Below are 20,646 nucleotides of genomic sequence, written 5' to 3' on the forward strand. Positions count from 1 at the left end.
TGCCGACGGTATGTCGGCGCAGACGTCTTGCCCGCGCGAGGGGACCATTCGTCCCGTCAGTTCGCCTCCCGCCGCACCTCGCTCGGCACCGGTTGCGCATTGCCCGATGTCGGCAGCGCGACCGGGCGCAGGCCGATCAGCTCGGCGGTGCGGATTGCGCTGTCGCGCCAGAACTGGAACGAGTTGATGCGGCTGAGCTCGAGGATGGCGATCGCCACCGCAGCCAGGAACGGCAGGCTCTGCAGCACCAGCACGCCGGCGAAGATGTAGATCTCGGTGATCTGCCTGAAGCTGTTGGAGGCAATCAGCACGCCGGCGCCGACCAGGAGCAGGGTGCCGATCACGGCCTCCCAGAACGCCTGGAACTCGATCGACATCCTGGACAGGCCGCCCTTGGACGTCCGCGCGAACGCGATGTGCTCGGTGATCAGGCCTTGCGCGACCGCGCGCGACACCGTCCATTGCACGCTCATTGCCGCGATCATCGCGCCCAGCATCTGGCCGGGCTTGATCGCAACGCGTGCGCGGTACATCGACAGGAAGTGCGCGAGCGAGACGACGAAGGCGCCGATGATCGGCAGCGTCAGGATCTTGTCGGGGATGGCGATGTCGGCGAAGGCGACGATCGGCACCCAGACGAGGTTGAGCAGCGCCACGACCACGCCAAGGCTTTCGGCACCTAACCAGTTCAGCCAGCCCAGGCCGTATTCGCGCTTCTGGTCGGGTGTCAGCCGGCTCTTGCCGGGCAGGAAGTGCCGCCAGTGCTTCTTCACGATCTGCAGGCCGCCATAGGCCCAGCGGTGGCGCTGCTTCTTGAAGGCCTCGTAGGTGTCGGGGAGCAGCCCCTTGCCGTAGCGGTGATTGGTGTAATGGGTGGTCCAGCCGAGCTCCTGGATCGCAAGGCCGAGGTCCGAGTCCTCGCAGATCGTGTCGCTCGACCAGCCGCCGGCCATGTCCATCGCGGCGCGGCGGATCAGGCACATCGTGCCGTGCACGATGACGGCGTTGAGCTCGTTGCGCTGAACCATGCCGATGTCGAAGAACCCGGCATATTCGCCGTTCATGATGTAGTGCATGATCGACAGGTCGCCGTCGCGATGCTCCTGCGGCGCCTGCACCAGGCCGACGCGGGGATCGGCGAAGGCCGGCACGAGGTCCTTCAGCCAGTCGGGCTCGACGACATAGTCGGCATCGAGAATGCCGATGATCTCGGCATCGACGGCCGTGCGGTCCATCGCAATGCGCAGTGCGCCGGCCTTGAAGCCCTGCACCTTTTCGGCGTTGATGAACTTGAAGCGTTCACCGAGCGTGCGGCAGTGGTCCTGGATCGGCTGCCAGAAGGCGGGATCCGGAGTGTTGTTGATGATGACCACGCATTCGTAGTTCGGATAGTCGAGCCGCGACAGCGCATCGAGCGTCTGCTTCAGCATCTCGACCGGCTCGAAATAGGCGGGGATGTGGATCGAGACCTTGGGGTAGTAATTCTCCGGCACGTCCTCGATCGTCTTGCCCTTGGCGAGCAGCCGCTGCGGCGGCCGGCCGAAGGCGACAGCCGCGATCTCGTCGATGCGGGCCATCGCGATGAGGACGAGAGGAACAAGGAGAATCATGCCGAGCGTCAGCGCGAAGGCCGAGCCGAAGATGAAATAGTGCCCGTTCCAGAATGCGAACACGGTCGCAGCCCAGGCGCCGACACCGTGGGCGGCGGCCGACAGCAGGAGGGCCTGCCTGGCGGTCGGCTGCTCCAGCCGCAGGATCGGCAGCGACAAGAGAATGCCGACCAGCAGTGCGATCGTCATCAGCTTCCAATAGTCGGGATTCTCGACCGGGCCGGTCCAGGCAAATTTCGGCTCGCGGCTGGCGTTGAGGATGCCCCAGTAGGGACCGACGCCGCCCTCAAAATACTTCCAGGGCTGATCGATCGCCTCGACGATGTTGTAGTCCATGCCCAGCGCTTCGGCGCGGGTGACGAAGTTGCGCAGCGTCAGGGCCTGCTGGAACGGACCGGGGTCGGCGTTGCGCAAATTATAGCCCGCGCTCGGCCAGCCGAACTCGGCAATCACGATGCGCTTGCCCGGGAACTGATTGCGCAAGAGGTTGTAGCGGTCCACGGCTTGGTCGACCGCCTGGTCGGAGCGGAAGTTTTCCCAATAGGGCAGCACGTGCGCGGCGATGAAATCGACGTTGGAGCCGAGCTCGGGATTGTCGCGCCAGATGTTCCAGATCTCGCCGGTGGTGACAGGCACGCGCACCGCGCTCTTCACCTTCTTGATCATCTCGATGAGGTCTTCGACCTTCTGCTCGCCGCGGTAGATCACCTCGTTGCCGACGACGACCCCGTTGACGTTGCTGTTCTTGCGGGCGAGCTCGATCGCGGCCTTGATCTCGCGCTCGTTGCGATCCGGGTCCTTGTCGATCCAAGCGCCGACGGTGACCTTGAGGCCGAACTCGGCTGCGATCGGTGGCACCAGTTCCACGCCACCGGTCGACGAATAGAGGCGGATCGCGCGCGTCATGGTCGACAGCGTCTTCAGGTCGGCGCGGATTTTCTCGATGGTCGGGATGTTGTCGATGTCGGGATGGGCCGAGCCTTCGAACGGCGCGTAGGAGACGCTGGGCAACAGGCCTTTGAAGTCCGGCGCGGGTTCCTTGTCGCGCAAGACTCCCCAAAGGCCGGCGTGGAGCACGGACACGAGCAACAGAACGGCGGCGACAACGCGCATCGCGGCTAAACCAAAAGGGGCTGAGGGGGCAGGGAAGCGGATCCGACCCCGAGATCCGACCAAGTCCGCGGCAAATGGAGCATACCTCTGCCGCGCAGTTTCACAACTGTCATGGCCTCATGTCCTTATGAGGGCATGGCATTTTTGGAAGCGCGGAAGTGCCAACCGCCTCTATCGCCGATCGTTCCTGAACGGAGGCTGAAGCCGGCCTGCGGCTATTTGGACGGCGCCGGCGTCGGACTGGCCGCAGGCGAGGGGCTCGCTGCCGGCTGCGGCGGCGCGGCGCCGGCGGCCGGGGCGGGCGCCGGTGAGGAGGCGGCCGCGGTCGTCTGCTGCGGCTGCGCAGCCGGGTTGATCCAGCAGGCCTGGGTCAGATTATTCAGGCTGTTCGGAACCTTGTCGTCGATCTGGGTGAGGAAGCGGGTCAGGCAGCGGAACGCGGCCTGGATGTGGCCGCCGGGGCAGCCGAAGCGGTCATAGAGATCGATGTGGCGGAAGGCGGTATCGAGGTCGTCCCTGTACATCAGCTGGACCGCGCGACGGCCGAGCCAGACGCATTCAGGGTTGCCGGCCGGACCATTCACGGCGCGGGCAGCTTCGGCGAACTCGTCGATCCGCTTCTGATTCTGGTTCTGGTTGGCATCCTTGGCGGCGTCGGTGGCCTGCGCCGCCGGTTGCTTGCCCTGGTCAGGGGCCGGCGTGCCGCTCTGGGCGGAGGCGCCACCGAGGCTGGCCAGGAGGACAAGGGAGGAGACGGTCAAAGTGGCGGCGAGCTGCCGCAGGACCGCATTTCGTAACTCGAACACCCGTCGCCGCATGAATTCCCCAATATCTCAGCCGTCCGCCCGCGGGAGGACCTCGCGAACGCCGACGTGATGGCGTCCAAATGGGTCTCCAATGCGGCGGAAAAGTCCCGCGAAATCCAATGACCCGGAATTGGATTTTTGTCCAGCAAAGTCACGATCCTAAGGCCCGGTCGAACGGCCGCAGCCCAATTGGCCGGGGAGAGGAAGTGCCTCGCGGGCACCACCCCCTTGGCAGATGGCGTGCGAGCAGGTAATCGACGGACCCTTCGCGGAGGACGGAACTATTTCACTTCGTACGCCACTGGCGCTCCTGCTCGTTTCCCTGGGTGCGATTGCTGCCGTGTGGTGGTGGCTTGCCACGCCGATCACGCTCGCGCGCGCCCCCATCGATCCCAATGACAAGGTGCAATGTGTCTCCTATGCGCCATTTCAGGGAGACCAGACGCCGCTGATCGAAAGCACCCAGATCGAGGCCGAACAGATCGAGCGTGATCTGAGGCAGCTCAAGCAAATTACGGACTGCGTGCGCACCTATTCGGTCGAGAACGGTCTCGTCCTGGTGCCGGGGATCGCAGACAAGGTCGGCCTGAAGGTGATCCAGGGCATCTGGCTCGGCAGCAACCGCGCCAAGAACTTTGCGCAAGTGTCGACCGCCGTCCGCCTCACCAAGGACTTTCCCAACACCATTTCTTCGCTCGTCGTCGGCAACGAGGTGCTGCTGCGCGGGGAGATGACGACGTCTGACCTCACCGCCATCATCCGCTCGGTGAAGGCGCAGGTCAGCGTCCCCGTGACCTATGCCGACGTCTGGGAGTACTGGCTGAAGAACCGCGAGGTCTATGACGCCGTCGACTTCGTCACCATTCACATCCTGCCTTACTGGGAGGACATGCCGGTGAAGGCGAAGTTCGCGGCGAGCCATGTCGAGGCGATCCGCGAGCGCATGGCGGTGGCGTTTCCCGGCAAGGAGATCCTGATCGGCGAGACCGGCTGGCCGAGCGAAGGCCGCATGCGCGAAGGCGCGCTGCCGTCACGCACCAACCAGGCGCGCGTCGTCTCGGACATCCTGGGGCTGGCGAAGGCACAAAAGTTTCGCGTCAACCTGATCGAGGCCTATGACCAGCCGTGGAAGCGGCGGCTGGAAGGCACCGTCGGCGGCTATTGGGGCCTGCTCGATTCCGTGCGGCGGCAGCTCAAATATCCGCCGGGCGAGCCGATCAGCAATTTCCCGTTCTGGAAATGGTACATGGGCGCCGGCATGGGCCTCAGCATATTGGTGTTCGCGGTTGCCGGCATCACGCTGCGCCGCCGCCCCTGGACGCCGCGCTTCTCGGCCTGGCTCGGCGTCGGCATCTCCGCGACGTCGGCGGGCATCCTGCTCGGGATCGCTGCCGACAAGATGTATTACGAGAGCTACGGTTGGGGCGGCTGGCTGCAATGGAGCGTGCTGCTGCTCGCCGGCATCCTCTCGCCGATCTTCTGCGCGCAGGCGCTCGTCATCGGCCGCAGCCTTCCGACCTTCCTTGACCTGCTCGGTCCGCGCGAGGGCCGGAAATGGTCGAAGCTCTCCGCCGTGCTGTGCCTGACCCTGGCGGTGACGGCGGTGATCGCCGCCGAGACCGCGCTCGGCTTCGTGTTCGATCCGCGCTACCGCGACTTCCCCTATGCCTCGCTGACGATGGCCGTGGTGCCGTTCGCGCTGCTGATGCTGAACCGGCCGCAGATCGGCGTGCGTCCGATCGCGGAAGCGGTGTTCGCTGGGGTGCTGGCGCTGTCGGCGGTCTACGTGATTCTGAACGAAGGCCGCGACAATTGGCAGGCGATGTGGACCTGCGCGATCTACCTGCTGCTCGCGCTCACGCTGTGGCGGGCGCGGGCCGAGCAAAGCCAAGGGTGAGCAGGCCGATCGCGAGGCCCGTCAGCACGATGTTGTAGAGCACGATACCGAGGCCGGCTGCGACCACGCCAAGCGTCAGCAGCACGATCGAGGGCCGCATCAGGTTAAGCGTCGCGATCACTAGCGCGACGATGCCGAAGACCGAATTCTTGAACAGCGACGTCGTCACCGAGCGCGCCTTGCAGATCATGGTCTGCAAACCGGCATCGCAGGCAAGCGCCGTCTGCGAGAACTCGATCGCGAAATAGCGCACATAGAGCGCCCAGCCGACGGTGACGAAACCGACGACGATGAGAAACTGCACCTGGTAGGGCGTGAGGCGAAACGGCTTTTTTGTCATGCCGGCAATATGGTCGGGATGGCGGGAGGGAGCAACAGGGGCGGGGCATTTTTACACCGGGGGGCTTCTCGGCCCGTCGTCCGCTTTGCTGCAACCCGAATGCATCGGAACCGTAGCGCTACGGATTTGCGAAAGTTCCGGCACCGCCTAACATTCGGCCTCAAGCGCGGGCGTGATCGCTGTTTCGATCAGGAGCAGATCATGCCGTTCAAGAGCGCAATTGCGAGGATGCGAACGAGGTTGGCAATGGCCGAGGCTTTGCAGATCAATTTTGCGCTTTGGGGAATGATCGTCTGCGCTGCAATCAAGATCAACCAGTTGGTCGCAGCTCTCTAACGGCGCGGTCTCAAGAGAGACGCTCCGACGATTCCATCAGGAGCCCTGATGGTCCTACCGCCGGAAGAACGACGATATCGTTGAACTCGCTGACGCCGTCTCTGGCTTGGCTTGAGGGGGCGGCGGCGCAGGTGGTGGCGCGGGCTCCTCGCGCTTTGAGGAGCGCTTTGAGGAGTAGCCACGGCGGCGCTTTTCCGGCTTGGCGGCGGGCGCGGGCGCAGGGGTGGTTTCAGCTTGCGGCGCCGAGTCCTGGCTCTTCTCCGAGCTCGTGTCCTGGTTCTTATCCTGGCTCTTGTCTTGCGATTTGTCTTGGATCTTGTCTTGGACCCTGTCTTGGGACTTGTCCGAGCCGCCGCGCATTGACAGGCGCTGGCCGTCGAACACTGTGGTCTCGCAGTGGCGATTGCTCTCGCTCAGCCCTGCGCAGAGCTTCGCCGCCGCAGCCGCATTGATCAGGGGGCCGGCGCCGAGGCGGAGCTGCATGCCGAGGCCGTTATTGCCTTCCTTGATCATGATGATCGGGCGCAGCACGGCGACTTCCGGATTCGACTTGGTCAGGCCGCGCCAGAGTGCACGCAGGCCGTCGATCGAATTCGCGCCTCCGAGGTCGATGGCAAAGCGCGTCTGCTGGACTGCGATCGCGGGCGCCTCGGCCTCGCCTGCCTCGGACGGTTTGGCAGGTGCCGCGGCAACTTCGGTCGGAGCGGGCGCCGGGTCGGGCTTCTTCTCGGCGGATTTCTCCGTTGAGTCGGGCTGGATCAATTTGGACGCCGCTGGATCAGGCGGCGCCATGATCGACTTCGACGGCAGCAGCGGAAGGACGGGCAGCGCCGATGTCGTCACAGCCGACTGCGAAACGAGCGAGGCAGCAGAAGCAGCCTGCGGCAGCGGGGCCGACTGATCCTTCGCAGCCTCCTTCGAATTGTCCTTGTTCGAACCGTCCTTGTTCAAGCCGTCCTTGGGCTCCTTGCCGGCACCCGTGCGCGGCCTGTCGACCAGCGAGGCCGCGGTCGAGGCGACCGGTGCGACGTCCGGAGCCGGAGACGGTGGCTGCGCAGCGGCGACCGGCGTGTCCTGCGGCTTCGACGCGGGCGCCTGGGGCGATGTCGCGTTCTGCTTGGCGATGGCGCCGGTGACGGAATCAAGCCCTTGCTCGATCACGGTGACGCGCGCGTAGAGCCGGTCGCGATCGGTGTTCAGCGTCTCGATGGCGGAGGTGAGACGGCGGGCTTCGAGCTGGCTTTCCCTGGTCAGCACCTGAAGCCGATCGGCCTGGTGGGCGAGGTCGGCGGAGGCGACCTGGTCGCGCCGCCAGCCGAGCTGGGCCTGGTTGGCCATTACGGCGACCACGACGGCGCCGACGGCGGCGACACCCCAGGAGCCCAGCCGCCACAGCAAGCGGCGATCGAATGCGCTTTCCTCGGCCAAAAGTCCGGAGAACAGGCCGCCGGTCTCCTTGTCGCCGAAGGCATCCGCCAGTGGGTCGGAATCCTTTGCCATGAACGTTTAGTGCCCAGCCCTGTCTGGCTTCCCCGAATCAATCAAGGAACATTAACAGGAAAACCCACGCGCACTTGAATTCCGGGCGTTTGCGGGGGTAGCAAGGCGACAAGCTCAGGCGACACCGGCTCGCCGCCGCTCGCCGTCCCTTGGGGGTGACGACCGATTCGGCCGTATTGACAGGATTGCAATGATTGCCCGCACAAGCCTCACGATCGTTCTCGCCGCCGGCGAGGGCACGCGCATGCGATCGAGCGTGCCGAAGGTGCTGCATCCCGTAGCTTCCCAGACGTTACTCGCCCATGTGCTCGGCGCGGCGCCGCGGGGAACCGGCACCGCCCTCGCGGTGGTGATCGGTCCCGATCACCAGGCCGTCGCGGATGAGGCGAAGCGTATCCGTCCCGATGCGCTCATCTTCGTGCAGGGGCAGCGCCTCGGCACCGCGCATGCGGTGCTGGCGGCGCGCGAGGCGATTGCGCGCGGTGCGGATGATGTCCTGATCGCCTTCGGTGATACGCCGCTGATCTCGGCCGAGACGTTTGCGCGGCTGCGCGCGCCGCTCGCCAAGGGGGCTGCGATTGCCGCGCTCGGCTTCCGCGCGGCGGACCCGACCGGCTATGGCCGTTTCATCGTCCAAGGCGATCGCCTGGTCGCGATCCGCGAACATGCCGATGCCAGCGCGGACGAGCGCAAGATCGATCTGTGTAATGCCGGCGTGATGGCAATCGACGGGCGCCACGCGCTCGCGATCCTGGACGGAATAGGCAATGCGAATTCCAAAGGCGAATACTATCTGACCGATGCGGTCGGCATCGTCCGCGACAATGGATGGGAGTCCGTGGTGATCGAGACCAGCGAGGACGAAGTGCGCGGCATCAATACCAAGGCCCAGCTGGCAGAAGCGGAAGGTGTGATGCAGGCGCGACTGCGCAAGGCTGCGATGGAGGCCGGCGTCACGCTGATCGCTCCTGAGACCGTCTATCTCGCCGTCGACACCGTGTTCGGCAAGGACGTCACCATCGAGCCATTCGTGGTGATCGGACCGGGCGTGTCGATCGCCGACGGCACCGTAATTCATTCCTTCTCGCATATCGTCGAGACCACGCTCGGCAAGAAGGTTTCGATCGGTCCCTATGCGCGCTTGCGTCCCGGCACGTCACTCGGCGACGGCGCGCGGATCGGCAATTTCGTGGAGACCAAGGCCGCGACGCTGGAGGCCGGCGTCAAGGTCAACCATCTCTCCTACATTGGCGACGCCACCGTCGGCGCCAATTCCAACATCGGTGCCGGCACCATCACCTGCAATTACGATGGCTTCAAGAAGCACAAGACGGTGATCGGGCAGGGTGCCTTCGTCGGCACCAACTCCTCGCTGGTCGCGCCGGTGAAGATCGGCGACGGCGCCTATATCGGCTCGGGCTCGGTGATCACGCGCGACGTGCCAGATGACGCGATGGCGCTGGAGCGCAGCCAACAGACCATCCGCGAAGGCGGCGCGGCGCGCTATCGTGAAATGAAGACCAGCGGCAAGAAGCCGGAGAAGTGAGCGCCGGCCGGCTGGTCTGGACATCGTCGGGGGCTAGCCGATGGTCCAGTTCATTGGCGGCATGATCGTCGACCTGATCAGTTTTCTGATCGGGGTCTTCATCGCGGCGACAGGACGAACGCTACTGAAACTCTTCGCCGTAGATGAGCCGTCCGACATTCAGTCTGTCGTCGTCGGACTGGCATTCTGGGGCTTCGTCGCCATGCTCGCCTATGCCACCCTCTAGGACGAGGAGAGGCCGGCGGGGGTTATTCGTCGTCCGCGAATTCAGCGAAGATGGCGCGCGTCAGGCGCCAGCCGCGGGGCTTGGCGCGCTTTGCAGGCTCATTGGCTGCATGCTTGATGAAGACCGGCTTGCTTTCCTTGCCGCGCTGTGGCGGCGGCCAATGCGCAAGGTGCGTGCCCGAGGTCTCGCTGGCACGCATATACGTCAAAGAGTGACCTTTGCGGTCGGACGTGGCTTTCATGGCCTTGATCTCCCGGGGTCGAATCGTTGGCCAAAGTTATTGACAACGAGTTAACGCGCGCGGTTAAAGGCCGGCCACATCGACGTAGGACAGGGATCGCAGTCATCGAACGTTGTCGCAATCCGTTATAATTATTGAGTATCTGGTTCCTTAGGAACTTCGCTAAAAACCGGGCGCGTCGTTTAGGTGATTTTTCGACGATTTGGGGGATATTGATCCGCATGTGCGGGATTGTCGGCATTCTCGGGCGCGAGCCGGTTGCAGAGCAATTGGTGGATTCGCTCAAACGTCTCGAATATCGCGGCTACGATTCCGCGGGCGTCGCCACGCTCGAAGGCAAGCATATCGAGCGCCGTCGCGCCGAGGGCAAGCTGAAGAATCTGGAAAGGCGGCTGGAAGCCGAGCCGCTCAAGGGCACGACCGGTATCGGTCACACCCGCTGGGCGACCCACGGCAAGCCGACCGTCAACAACGCCCATCCGCATGCGACCGAGCGCGTCGCCGTGGTCCATAACGGCATCATCGAGAATTTCCGCGAGCTCCGCGAGGAGCTCGAGGAGAAGGGCACGGTATTCCACACCGAAACCGACACCGAGATCGTGCTGCATCTCGTCGACGATCTCTTGACGCGCGGCAACAAGCCGGTCGAAGCTGTGAAGCTGACGCTGGCGCGCCTGCGCGGCGCCTTCGCACTCGGTTTCATCTTCTCCGGCGACGACGATCTGATGATCGGCGCCCGCAACGGCCCGCCGCTGGCGATCGGCTATGGCGCCGACGAGATGTATCTCGGCTCGGACGCGATTGCGCTCGGCCCGTTCACCGACACGGTCAGCTATCTCGAAGACGGCGACTGGGTCGTGCTGACCCACACGAACGCGACGATTTTCGACAAGGACGGTCAGACCGTCGCGCGCGAGAAGATCAAGCACGCCGCCTCGACCTCGCTGGTCGACAAGGCCAATTACCGCCACTTCATGGCCAAGGAGATCCACGAGCAGCCGGAAGTGGTCGGCCATACGCTGGCGCGCTATGTCGACATGGCGACCGAGCGCGTTTCGCTGCCGGTCAAGCTGCCGTTCGACTTCAAGGACATCCAGCGCATCAACATCACGGCCTGCGGCACCGCGAGCTACGCCGGCACCGTCGCAAAATACTGGTTCGAGCGCTTTGCGCGCCTGCCGGTCGAGGTCGACGTCGCCTCCGAGTTCCGCTACCGCGAAGCGCCGCTGCGCAAGGGCGATCTCGCGATCTTCATCTCGCAGTCCGGCGAGACCGCGGACACGCTGGCCGCACTGCGCTACGCCAAGGCCGAGGGCGCGCACACGATCGCCGTGGTCAACGTGCCGACCTCGACGATCGCGCGCGAGAGCGAGACCGTGCTGCAGACGCTGGCCGGTCCCGAGATCGGCGTCGCCTCGACCAAGGCCTTCACCTGCCAGCTCATGGTGCTGGCGAACCTCGCGATTGCGGCCGGCAGAGCTAGAGGCGAATTGTCCTCGGAAGACGAGACCAAGCTGGTTCACGGCCTGGTCGAGATTCCGCGCCTGATGTCGGATGCGCTCACCACCGAGCCCCAGATCGAGAAGCTCGCGCACAGGATCGCAAAATCCCGCGACGTGCTCTATCTCGGCCGCGGCACCAGCTTCCCGCTAGCGCTCGAGGGCGCGCTGAAGCTCAAGGAAATTTCCTACATCCACGCCGAGGGCTACGCCGCCGGCGAGCTCAAGCACGGTCCGATCGCGTTGATCGACGAGACCATGCCGGTCGTCGTGATTGCGCCCTACGACCGCGTGTTCGAGAAGACCGTCTCGAACATGCAGGAGGTCGCCGCTCGCGGCGGCAACATCATCCTGATGACCGACGCCAAGGGGGCGGCGGAGGCGACCGTAGAGTCGCTCGTCACCATCGTCATGCCCGACATGGCCGCGGCCTTCACACCGATGGTCTATGCCGTGCCCGTGCAGCTGCTCGCCTATCATACGGCGGTGGTGATGGGCACCGACGTCGACCAGCCGCGCAATCTCGCCAAGTCCGTGACCGTGGAATAGGCAAGAGGGATCGGGTCGGATCGCTTCGTGGTCTTCCAAAACCTGCTAGAAGACCCTAGCTTGACCGAAGCGACCGACCTGGAACCCGAATGACCGCCCGCGACGACGCGCCTGCGCCACTTGATCCCGCCCCGGAACCACATACCGGCCTGATGGGCCGTTTCCGCAATTATTTCCTGACCGGACTGATCGTCACCGGTCCGATCGCGATCACGCTGTACCTGGTCTGGTGGTTCGTCACCTGGGTCGACGGTGTGGTGCGGCCATTCGTTCCGCTGGCCTATCGGCCGGAAACCTATCTGCCTTACGGCGTTCCCGGCTGGGGACTGATTGTCGCATTCTTCACGCTGACGCTGGTCGGCTTCCTCGCGGCCAACCTGATCGGCCGGACCCTGGTCGATGTCGGCGAGACCTTCCTCGGCCGGATCCCGGCGGTGCGCGCCATCTATCGCGGCCTCAAGCAGGTGTTCGAGACGCTGTTCTCGGGCAAGGGCTCGAGCTTTCGCAAAGTCGGCCTCGTCGAGTTTCCATCGCCCGGCATGTGGTCGATCGTGCTGATCTCGCAATCGCCGAGCGAGGACATTGCGCGCAGCTTGCCGGGGCAGGAGGAACATGTCTCGGTGTTTCTGCCGTGCTCGCCGAACCCGACCACCGGCTTCTTCTTCTACGTGCCGAAGAGCAAGATCATCGAGGTCGACCTCAGTGCCGAGGACGCCGCAACGCTGATCATGTCCGCCGGCGTGGTCCAGCCCGGCTCGGCGCCCGACCCGAAGAAGGCGGCCGCGCTCGCGGGCATGGCCAATGCCGCACGGATTGCCAACGCCTCCGCGCTTCAGCCCGAGCCTGCGAAGGTGGAGTAGGGCCATTCCGCGGGGAGATGGCCGGGGGCACGCAGGCGTTCGCGTCCTCTGCTAATGTTCCGGTCGAACCGAGCGCAGCGTTCGGAATTTCGAACTGGAGTGCCCGATGTCAAAGACCATTGCGATCCTCGCGCCCGGTGCCATGGGCAGCGCAGTGGCCCGCCGCCTGAGCGAGAACGGCGCGCGCGTGCTGACGTCGCTGAAGGGACGAAGCGAGGCGACGCTGAAACGGGCGGCGGATGCCGGCATGATCGGCGCCGAGGACGATGCGATCGCGGACGCCGACATCATCCTCTCGATCGTGCCGCCCGGCGAAGCGGTGGCGCTGGCCGAGCGGCTCGCAGCGTTGATCGCCGGGCGCAACAAGAAGCCGGTCGTCGTCGACTGCAACGCCGTCAATGTCGACACGGTGAAGCGCATCGAGGAGATCATAGGCTCGGCGCAGGCCCCCTTCGTCGATGGCGGCATCATCGGCTTCCCGCCACAACCGGGCGGCAAGAGCCCTGCGTTCTACATGTCGGGTGAGCATGCGCAGGGCCTCGCCGTGCTCAGGGATTTCGGGCTCGACCTGCGCATCGTCGAGGGCCCGGTCGGCGCGGCCTCCGCGGTCAAGATGTCTTACGCCGGCATCGTCAAGGGTCTCGCCGGGATCGGCTCGGCCATGGTGGTCGCCGCGACCAAAGCGGGGGCTGCGGATGCGCTGCGCGACGAGCTCGCGCTGAGCCAGCCCGCCATCCTGGCGCGGCTCGAGGTGGCTCTGCCGGACATGATCCCGAAGGCCTATCGCTGGGTCGCTGAGATGCGGGAGATATCGGGCTTCCTCGGGCCGGATCATCCGGCAAGCCAGGTCTACGAAGGTTTCGCCAAATGGTTCGAGCATCTGGCCGAGGACGCGAAAGGCGAAGCTGTCGATGCGGCGCTGCTGAAAGCCTTCGCAGCGAGCATCGGGAAGAAAAGAGCCTGACGATCAGGCAGGTGCGATCAGTCTGCTTCGCCCTGCAATGTGACAATGGTTGACGTTCGCAGACGTGAGACGGGAGTTCGAATGAGACTGCTCGTGATCGGCGCGGGCGCGCTTGGCGGCTATTACGGAGCTCGCCTGGTCAGAGCCGGCGGCGACGTGACCTTTCTGGTGCGGGCCGGGCGCGCGGAGCAATTGCGGCGAGACGGATTGCAGGTCGTGAGCCCGCATGGTGACTTTGCCGTGCAGCCGAAGACCATTCTGGCAAATGATCTGAAGGAGCCGTTCGACGTCGTGCTCGTCGGGGTGAAATCCTACTCGCTCGACGATGCGATGGCGCAGTTCGCCCCGGCGGTCGGCGCCAACACGATGATTCTTCCCATCCTCAACGGGTTGAAGCATCTCGACGCCCTGACTGCGCGGTTCGGCGCGGAGCGCGTCCTCGGTGGTTTGGCGAACGTCAGTGCCGGGCTCGATGCGGATGGTCGCGTCGTTCAGTTCATGGCCAATCAAACGATCGTCTTCGGCGAGATCGATGGTTCGCTGAGCGAGCGTGCGTTGGCGCTGGAGACGCTGCTCCATGTTCCCGGCATCGACGTGCGCGCCAGCGAAGCGATCATGCAGGACATGTGGGAAAAGTTCGTGCAGCTCAGCACGCTCGCCGGCATCACCTGTTTGATGCGCGCGAGCATTGGCGACATCCTGGCTGTGCCGAACGGCGAACAGTCGATCTTCCGCCTGTTTGGCGAATGTTGCGCGGTGGCGACGGCCTCGGGTTTCGAGCCGCGCGCCCCGTTCATCGAGTTCGACCGAAAACTTTTCACGACGCTGGACTCGCCGCTCAAGGCCTCGATGCTGCGCGACATCGAGCGCAGCTCGGTCACCGAGGCGGAGCACATCCTCGGCGACATGGCCAACCGGGCCCGCGCGCTCGGCGTCGACACGCCGCTCCTGGATCTGGCCCGCGCGCATGTGGCGGCCTACGAGGTCGGGCGCCGGCGCTCCGCGGGCTAGCCCGCGCCGATCAGCGGGATCGCCTCGTCGCGCTCGTAGAGATACAACAGGCAGCGCAGCGCCTCGCCGCGCTCGCCCTTCAGCTTCGGATCCTCCTTCAGGATCCGCAGCGCCTCGTCTCTAGCCTGCGTGATGAGCTGGCCGTGAACCTCCGACCGCGCGATGCGGTAGCCGGGCAGGCCGCTCTGGCGCACGCCCAGCACGTCGCCTTCGCCGCGCAGCTTCAGATCTTCCTCGGCGATGCGAAAGCCATCGGTGGTCTCGCGGATCACCTTCAGGCGTGCCTTCGACATTTCCCCGAGTGGTTCACTGTAGAGCAGAATGCAGGTCGACGCCTCCGAGCCTCGCCCGATGCGGCCGCGGAGCTGGTGGAGTTGGGCAAGCCCAAAACGCTCGGCGTTCTCGATCACCATGATAGTGGCGGCCGGCACGTCGACGCCGACCTCGACGACGGTGGTCGCGACCAGAAGACCGATCTCGTGGGCGGCGAACTGACCCATGACGCGGTCCTTTTCGGTGCCCTTCATCTGCCCGTGGACCAGGCCGACGCGATCTCCAAAGCGCTTCTGCAGGCTTTCGAAGCGTTTCGTCGCGTTGGTGAGATGCTCGGTGCCCTCGGCCTCGGACTCCTCGACCAGAGGGCAGATCCAGTAGACCAGCTTGCCCGACTCGAGCGCGCGGCCGACCCCGTCCATGACCTCACCGAGCCGGCTCATGGCGACGGCGCGGGTGTCGATCGGCTGGCGCCCTGCGGGCTTTTCGCGCAGCTCGGAGATGTCCATGTCGCCGAAATAGGTCAGCACCAGCGTGCGCGGAATCGGCGTGGCGCTCAGCACCAGCACATCGACCGCATCGCCCTTCGAGGTCAGCGCCAGCCGCTCGCGCACGCCAAAACGGTGCTGCTCGTCGACGACGGCAAGCGCGAGGTCTTTGAAAATGACGTCGTCCTGGATCAGCGCATGGGTGCCGACGAGGAGATCGATCCCGCCGGCTTCGAGTTGCGCCAGCAACTCGCGCCGCTCCTTGCCCTTCTCGCGGCCGGTGAGGATCGCGACCCGCAGGCCGGCGCGCTCGGCGAGCGGCGCAATGGTCTTGATGTGCTGCCGCGCCAAAATCTCGGTGGGGGCCATCAGAGCGGCCTGCTTGCCGGCTTCGGCCACGGCGGCGGCCGCCAGCAGTGCCACCACGGTCTTGCCGGAGCCGACATCGCCCTGGAGCAGGCGGAGCATACGCACGGGTTGTTGCAGGTCCTCGGCGATGGCAGCCGCTGCGCTGCGCTGGGAGGGGGTGAGCGCGTAGGGCAGGGCGTCGATGATCTTGTTGCGCAAATGGCCGTCACCGGCATTGCGCACGCCGGCCGGCCGGCGCAGCTGCGCGCGGATCAGGGCGAGCGCAAGCTGGCCGGCGAGCAGTTCGTCGAAGGCGAGACGCGACCAGTAACGCTGGTCGGGTAGGATGTCCGTCAGCTCGACCGGCTGGTGCACGCGGTTGAGCGCCTCCGCAATCGGCGGAAAATTGCAGCGGCGCAGCACGTCCGGGCTGATCCATTCGGGCAGCGCGGGCAGCTTGAGCAGCGCCTGCGCGATCGCGCGGCGCAGCGAGCCGAGCGCCAGCCCCTCGGTGAGTGGATAAACCGGATCGATCCCCGAGAGCTTCGAGATCGCCTCCTCGTCGAGCACGCGGTCGGGGTGCACGATCTGCGGGATGCCGTCGTACATCTGCAGCGTGCCGGACACGAATCGCTTCTCGCCCATCGGCAGCAGCTTTTCGACATAGCCGGGTTTGGCGCGGAAGAAGGTCAGCACGACGTCGCCGGTGTCGTCGCTGGCATAGACCAGGTACGGCGCGCGGGAATTGCGCGGCGGAGGCGGGCGGTGACGGTCGACGGTGACCTCCAGCGTCACCATGGTTCCCTGGACTGCGTCGCGGATCTTTGGCCGAGCCCGCCGGTCGATCACCTGGCTCGGCAGATGCAACAGCAGGTCCACCAGACGCGGTGTCTCGCTGCGGCTGAGCAGATACTGCAGCAGCTTGTCCTGCTTCGGACCGACGCCGGGCAGGCTGGTCACGGGAGCAAACAGCGGATTGAGCAGGCTGGGGCGCATGGACACGAATCTAGGATCGTTTGGGCTCGTCTTGCCCGGCTTTATGCCGGGCATCCACGCCTTTTTTCGTGCTCCTGGCGGGCAGCGGGACCTGACAAATCGAGGGCTGACACGGCCAGTCCGAGTGGCTATATCACCCCGGCCCGGCACGTCCGGGCTTTCGGCGTTTGACTGGATTTGAGACATGACGGGAACGACACGATCGAGCAGCGGCCTGGATGATCGTCGCAAGCGGCTTCTGTTCCGCTGCTGGCACCGCGGCACGCGCGAGATGGACCTGATCCTCGGCCGCTTCGCGGATGCCGAGATCGGTAACCTGTCCGATACGGAGCTGACCGAGCTCGAGACCCTGCTCGAGGTCAACGATCCCGATCTCTATGCCGCCATCACCGGTGACAAGCTGCTGCCAGCCGACGTCACCGGCGCGCTGTTTGCCCGCATCAAGGCCTATCCGATCGCGGACAGCGACGTATGAAGCAGGGGATGAAATCTCCGGCCGAGCTGCTCACGCCCGGCCGCGCGCTGACGCTTGCCAATGTCGCCGAGGGCGCCGAGGGCCTGATCGTCTCGGATCTCGCCCGTGCCATCGCGGCGCGGCCGAAGAAGCCGGCGGTCAGCCTTGCCGTGGTCTGCCGCGACGGTGCGCGGATGCAGCAGCTCGAACGAGCGCTGCAGTTCTTCGCGCCCGATCTGCCGGTCCTGACCTTTCCGGCCTGGGACTGCCAGCCCTATGACCGCGTCTCGCCGCATGGCGGCATTCTGGCCCAGCGCCTGACGACGCTGGCGCGACTGGCCGCGCTCACCGGCAGCGACAAGCCGCTGATCGTGCTGACCACGGTGAACGCCGTCGTGCAGCGCGTGCCCGCGCGCGAGCTGGTCGCGGCGCAGGCGCTGTCGGTCGCGCCCGGCAATGTCGTGCCGATGGACACCATCGTCGCCTGGCTCGAGCACAACGGCTACAACCGTTCCTCGACCGTGCGCGAGCCCGGCGAATATGCCGTGCGCGGCGGCATTCTCGACCTGTTTCCCGCGGGCCTCGAGCAGCCCGTCCGTTTCGATTTCTTCGGCGACAGCCTGGAATCGATCCGCTCGTTCGACGCCGAGACCCAGCGCACGCTGCTCGACATGCGCTCGCTCGATCTGGTGCCGGTCTCGGAATTCCAGCTTGTCACCGATACCATCCGCCGCTTCCGCATGGGCTACGTCGCCGAGTTCGGCGCGCCCGAGCGCGACGATGCGCTGTACGAGGCCGTCAGCGAAGGCCGCCGCCATCCCGGCATGGAGCACTGGCTGCCGCTGTTCCAGGACCGGATGGACACGCTGTTCGACTATCTGCAAGGGGCAGCCGTGGCGATCGAACCGCAGGCCGAGGACGCCATCCGCGAGCGCTTCAAGCAGATCCAGGACTATTACGAGGCGCGCCGCGATGCGATGGAGCATCCCGGCGGCGGCGCCATCTACAAGCCGCTGCCGCCCGATCGGCTCTATCTGACCGACGGGGAGTGGACCAAGCGTCTTGGTGACATTCCGCTGGCGCGGCTGACGGCATTTTCGGTGCCGACCGACGGCAGCAGCGTCGTCGATGCCGGCGCCCGCAAGGGCCGCGATTTTGCGCCGGAGCGCAACGACAGCACGGTCAACGTGTTTGAGACGGTCGTGAGCCATGTGATGGGTCTGCAGGCCCAGCGCAAGAAGGTCGTGATCGCGCTCTGGAGCGAAGGCTCGCGCGACCGCATGACTTCGATGCTGCGCGACCACAAGCTGGCTCACACCACCAGCGTCAATTCCTGGCGGACGGTGCAGGCGACCCCGCGCAACGAGACCATGCTCGCCGTGCTCGGCCTGGAGAGCGGTTTCGAGACCGACGAGATCGCGCTCATTAGCGAGCAGGACATCCTGGGTGACCGCCTGGTGCGGCCGCGCAAGGCGAGCCGCAAGCTCGACAATTTCATCTCGGAGGTGACGAGCCTCACCGCCGGCGACATCGTCGTCCACGTCGATCACGGCATCGGTCGCTTCATCGGCCTGCAGACGCTGGACGTCGCCGGCGCGCCGCATGACTGCCTCGAGCTGCATTATGCCGCCGAGACAAAGCTGTTTCTGCCCGTCGAAAACATCGAGCTGCTGTCGCGCTACGGCTCCGACCAGACCACGGTCGAGCTGGATCGTCTCGGTGGAAGCGGTTGGCAGACGCGCAAGGCCAAGCTCAAGAACCGCATCCGCGAGATCGCGGGCGAGCTGATCAAGATCGCCGCTGCGCGCCATCTGCATGAGGCGCCCAAGCTGCCGGTGCAGCAGGGCCTCTATGACGAGTTCTGCGCACGCTTCCCCTATGACGAGACTGAGGACCAGCTAGGGGCCATCGAATCCACGCTGAAGGACCTCGAGCTCGGCCGTCCGATGGACCGGCTGATCTGCGGCGACGTCGGCTTCGGCAAGACCGAGGTTGCCTTGCGGGCGGCTTTTGCCGTCGCGCTCGAAGGCAAGCAGGTCGCGGTCGTGGTGCCGACTACGCTGCTCGCGCGCCAGCACGCCAAGACCTTTACCGAGCGCTTCAAGGGCTTTCCGGTCAACGTGGCGCAGGCCTCGCGCCTGATCGCGACCAAGGAGCTGAACCAGGTCAAGAAGGGGATTGCCGACGGTTCGGTCGACATCGTCGTTGGCACCCACGCGCTGCTCGGCAAGGCCATCAAGTTTCGCGATCTCGGCCTTGTCATCGTCGACGAGGAGCAGCACTTCGGCGTCACCCACAAGGAGCGGCTGAAGGCGCTGCGCTCTGAGGTGCACGTTCTGACGCTGTCGGCGACGCCGATCCCGCGCACCTTGCAGCTGGCGCTGACCGGCGTGCGCGAGCTCTCGATCATCGCCTCGCCCCCGGTCGATCGCCTCGCGGTTCGCACCTTCGTCGCCCCGCACGATCCGCTGATGATCCGCGAGGCGCTGCTGCGCGAGCGTTACCGCGGCGGCCAGGCGTTCTACGTCGTGCCGCGCATCGACGACCTCGCCGAGGTCAAGGATTTCCTCGACAAGAACGTGCCGGAGATGAAGGTCGCGGTCGCGCACGGCCAGATGCCGCCCGCGGTGATCGAGGACATCATGACCGCGTTCTACGACGGCAAGTTCGACATCCTGCTGTCGACCACCATCGTCGAATCCGGTCTCGACATCCCCAACGCCAACACGCTGATCGTGCACCGCGCCGATATGTTCGGCCTTGCCCAGCTCTATCAGCTCCGCGGCCGCGTCGGCCGTTCCAAGCTGCGGGCCTATGCGCTGTTCACGCTGCCGGCGCAGCAGAAGATCACGGCGCAGGCCGAGCGCCGGCTCACCGTGCTCCAATCGCTGGAAACGCTGGGCGCGGGCTTCCAGCTCGCCTCGCACGACCTCGACATCCGCGGCGCCGGCAATCTCCTCGGCGAGGAGCAGTCCGGCCACATCAAGGAGGTCGGTTTCGAACTCTACCAGTCGATGCTGGAGGAGGCGATCGTGAACCTCAAGGCCGGCGTCTCCGAGCCGGCTGCCGACCGCTGGTCGCCGACGATCACCATCGGCATGCCCGTGCTGATTCCGGAGGATTACGTCGGCGACCTCTCGGTGCGGCTGTCGCTGTACCGGCGCCTGGCCGATCTCGACAGCGAGGAGGAAATCGAGAACTTTGGCGCCGAGATGCGCGACCGCTTCGGCGTGCTGCCGGACGAGGTGCGCTACCTCTTCAAGGTCGCCGCGATCAAGGCGTTCTGCCGCCAGGCCAATGTCGAGAAGATCGATGCGGGCCCGAAGGGCGCCGTCATCACATTCCGCGACAACTCATTCGCCTATCCCGATCGTCTGGTGAGCTTCATCCGCAGCTACGGTCAGGCCGCCAAGGTGCGCCCCGACATGAAGGTGGTGTTCCTGCAGGATTGGGAGACTCCGGAAGAGCGTCTCGCCGGCACGACCGAGATCATGCGCCAGCTGGCGCAGCTCGCGAAGAGCAAGAAGGCGGCGTGAGCAGAAGACCCTAGCGTTCCGGACGCGGCGCAGTGTAGAGCGGCGCGGCGCTG

General features: G+C 65.3%; 16 protein-coding genes. 10 read left to right on the forward strand and 6 right to left on the reverse strand.

The features are described from left to right. Positions 1 to 56 precede the first annotated feature (56 nt). Entirely contained in the window at positions 57 to 2,723 is a 2,667-nt protein-coding gene (locus JQ587_RS06070; protein WP_212424688.1) for a glycosyltransferase, read from the reverse strand. Positions 2,724 to 2,938: 215 nt separating this feature from the next. Continuing rightward, positions 2,939 to 3,541 (reverse strand): beta-1-3, beta-1-6-glucan biosynthesis protein, encoded by a 603-nt coding sequence (locus JQ587_RS06075; RefSeq protein ID WP_212424689.1) that lies wholly within the window; start codon positions 3,539 to 3,541, stop codon positions 2,939 to 2,941. Between the two features lie 223 nt (positions 3,542 to 3,764). Between JQ587_RS06075 and JQ587_RS06080 the strand changes: the two genes are divergently transcribed. Then, positions 3,765 to 5,426 (forward strand): glycoside hydrolase family 17 protein, encoded by a 1,662-nt coding sequence (locus JQ587_RS06080; protein WP_249154185.1) that lies wholly within the window; start codon positions 3,765 to 3,767, stop codon positions 5,424 to 5,426. Here JQ587_RS06080 and JQ587_RS06085 read toward each other — a convergent pair. Next, the gene (locus JQ587_RS06085) at positions 5,386 to 5,766 is read right to left on the reverse strand and encodes a hypothetical protein (RefSeq protein ID WP_212302350.1); all 381 of its coding nucleotides are present in this window, start codon (positions 5,764 to 5,766) and stop codon (positions 5,386 to 5,388) included. The two genes, JQ587_RS06080 and JQ587_RS06085, sit on opposite strands and share 41 nt — an antisense overlap. Before the next feature lie 201 nt (positions 5,767 to 5,967). Here JQ587_RS06085 and JQ587_RS36855 point away from each other — a divergent pair, with 201 nt between their 5' ends. Continuing rightward, a complete protein-coding gene (locus JQ587_RS36855) occupies positions 5,968 to 6,102 on the forward strand; it encodes a hypothetical protein (RefSeq protein ID WP_283815591.1) in 135 nt (44 codons plus the stop codon). Between the two features lie 54 nt (positions 6,103 to 6,156). Here the strand turns inward: JQ587_RS36855 and JQ587_RS06090 are convergent, their stop codons facing one another. Continuing rightward, positions 6,157 to 7,602 carry a hypothetical protein gene (locus JQ587_RS06090; RefSeq protein WP_212424691.1) on the reverse strand — a complete coding sequence of 482 codons (1,446 nt, stop codon included), beginning with the start codon at positions 7,600 to 7,602 and terminating at the stop codon, positions 6,157 to 6,159. 190 nt (positions 7,603 to 7,792) lie between these two features. On the opposite strand from JQ587_RS06090, the gene glmU reads away from it, so the two are divergent. Further along, positions 7,793 to 9,148, forward strand: coding sequence for a bifunctional UDP-N-acetylglucosamine diphosphorylase/glucosamine-1-phosphate N-acetyltransferase GlmU (glmU, locus tag JQ587_RS06095; RefSeq protein WP_212424692.1), 1,356 nt, complete (start codon positions 7,793 to 7,795; stop codon positions 9,146 to 9,148). A 40-nt stretch (positions 9,149 to 9,188) separates the two neighbouring features. Beyond that, complete coding sequence (locus JQ587_RS06100; protein WP_212302347.1) at positions 9,189 to 9,374, forward strand: hypothetical protein; 186 nt, start codon at positions 9,189 to 9,191, stop codon at positions 9,372 to 9,374. Positions 9,375 to 9,396: 22 nt separating this feature from the next. On the opposite strand, the gene JQ587_RS06105 is transcribed toward JQ587_RS06100, so the two are convergent. Beyond that, entirely contained in the window at positions 9,397 to 9,615 is a 219-nt protein-coding gene (locus JQ587_RS06105; protein ID WP_212302346.1) for a hypothetical protein, read from the reverse strand. Between the two features lie 221 nt (positions 9,616 to 9,836). Here JQ587_RS06105 and glmS point away from each other — a divergent pair, with 221 nt between their 5' ends. From glmS to panE, 4 genes are all read left to right on the forward strand, one after another. Next, positions 9,837 to 11,663, forward strand: coding sequence for a glutamine--fructose-6-phosphate transaminase (isomerizing) (gene glmS, locus JQ587_RS06110; protein ID WP_212302345.1), 1,827 nt, complete (start codon positions 9,837 to 9,839; stop codon positions 11,661 to 11,663). An 89-nt stretch (positions 11,664 to 11,752) separates the two neighbouring features. Further along, entirely contained in the window at positions 11,753 to 12,523 is a 771-nt protein-coding gene (locus JQ587_RS06115; protein WP_212302344.1) for a DUF502 domain-containing protein, read from the forward strand. A gap of 106 nt (positions 12,524 to 12,629) precedes the next feature. Beyond that, a complete protein-coding gene (locus JQ587_RS06120; RefSeq protein WP_212302343.1) occupies positions 12,630 to 13,487 on the forward strand; it encodes an NAD(P)-dependent oxidoreductase in 858 nt (285 codons plus the stop codon). An 81-nt stretch (positions 13,488 to 13,568) separates the two neighbouring features. Beyond that, positions 13,569 to 14,498 (forward strand): 2-dehydropantoate 2-reductase, encoded by a 930-nt coding sequence (gene panE, locus JQ587_RS06125; RefSeq protein WP_212424693.1) that lies wholly within the window; start codon positions 13,569 to 13,571, stop codon positions 14,496 to 14,498. Here the strand turns inward: panE and recG are convergent. Beyond that, positions 14,495 to 16,603 carry an ATP-dependent DNA helicase RecG gene (gene recG / locus JQ587_RS06130; RefSeq protein WP_212424754.1) on the reverse strand — a complete coding sequence of 703 codons (2,109 nt, stop codon included), beginning with the start codon at positions 16,601 to 16,603 and terminating at the stop codon, positions 14,495 to 14,497. The two genes, panE and recG, sit on opposite strands and share 4 nt — an antisense overlap. A gap of 184 nt (positions 16,604 to 16,787) precedes the next feature. Between recG and JQ587_RS06135 the strand changes: the two genes are divergently transcribed. Together JQ587_RS06135 and mfd are read left to right on the forward strand one after the other, a co-directional pair. Then, entirely contained in the window at positions 16,788 to 17,078 is a 291-nt protein-coding gene (locus JQ587_RS06135; protein ID WP_212424694.1) for an FAD assembly factor SdhE, read from the forward strand. Beyond that, positions 17,075 to 20,593 carry a transcription-repair coupling factor gene (gene mfd / locus JQ587_RS06140; protein WP_212302340.1) on the forward strand — a complete coding sequence of 1,173 codons (3,519 nt, stop codon included), beginning with the start codon at positions 17,075 to 17,077 and terminating at the stop codon, positions 20,591 to 20,593. The genes JQ587_RS06135 and mfd overlap by 4 nt, the downstream gene beginning before the upstream one ends. Positions 20,594 to 20,646 lie beyond the last annotated feature (53 nt).

Origin of the sequence: Bradyrhizobium manausense (assembly GCF_018130615.1) — a bacterium.
Lineage (GTDB): Bacteria > Pseudomonadota > Alphaproteobacteria > Rhizobiales > Xanthobacteraceae > Bradyrhizobium > Bradyrhizobium manausense_A.

Coding starts and splice junctions, on each gene's coding strand:
- JQ587_RS06070 (WP_212424688.1), bottom strand. CDS start 2,723: ATGCGCGTTGTCGCCGCCGTTCTGTTGCTCGTGTCCGTGCTCCACGCC.
- JQ587_RS06075 (WP_212424689.1), bottom strand. CDS start 3,541: ATGCGGCGACGGGTGTTCGAGTTACGAAATGCGGTCCTGCGGCAGCTC.
- JQ587_RS06080 (WP_249154185.1), top strand. CDS start 3,765: ATGGCGTGCGAGCAGGTAATCGACGGACCCTTCGCGGAGGACGGAACT.
- JQ587_RS06085 (WP_212302350.1), bottom strand. CDS start 5,766: ATGACAAAAAAGCCGTTTCGCCTCACGCCCTACCAGGTGCAGTTTCTC.
- JQ587_RS36855 (WP_283815591.1), top strand. CDS start 5,968: ATGCCGTTCAAGAGCGCAATTGCGAGGATGCGAACGAGGTTGGCAATG.
- JQ587_RS06090 (WP_212424691.1), bottom strand. CDS start 7,602: ATGGCAAAGGATTCCGACCCACTGGCGGATGCCTTCGGCGACAAGGAG.
- glmU (WP_212424692.1), top strand. CDS start 7,793: ATGATTGCCCGCACAAGCCTCACGATCGTTCTCGCCGCCGGCGAGGGC.
- JQ587_RS06100 (WP_212302347.1), top strand. CDS start 9,189: ATGGTCCAGTTCATTGGCGGCATGATCGTCGACCTGATCAGTTTTCTG.
- JQ587_RS06105 (WP_212302346.1), bottom strand. CDS start 9,615: ATGAAAGCCACGTCCGACCGCAAAGGTCACTCTTTGACGTATATGCGT.
- glmS (WP_212302345.1), top strand. CDS start 9,837: ATGTGCGGGATTGTCGGCATTCTCGGGCGCGAGCCGGTTGCAGAGCAA.
- JQ587_RS06115 (WP_212302344.1), top strand. CDS start 11,753: ATGACCGCCCGCGACGACGCGCCTGCGCCACTTGATCCCGCCCCGGAA.
- JQ587_RS06120 (WP_212302343.1), top strand. CDS start 12,630: ATGTCAAAGACCATTGCGATCCTCGCGCCCGGTGCCATGGGCAGCGCA.
- panE (WP_212424693.1), top strand. CDS start 13,569: ATGAGACTGCTCGTGATCGGCGCGGGCGCGCTTGGCGGCTATTACGGA.
- recG (WP_212424754.1), bottom strand. CDS start 16,603: ATGCGCCCCAGCCTGCTCAATCCGCTGTTTGCTCCCGTGACCAGCCTG.
- JQ587_RS06135 (WP_212424694.1), top strand. CDS start 16,788: ATGACGGGAACGACACGATCGAGCAGCGGCCTGGATGATCGTCGCAAG.
- mfd (WP_212302340.1), top strand. CDS start 17,075: ATGAAGCAGGGGATGAAATCTCCGGCCGAGCTGCTCACGCCCGGCCGC.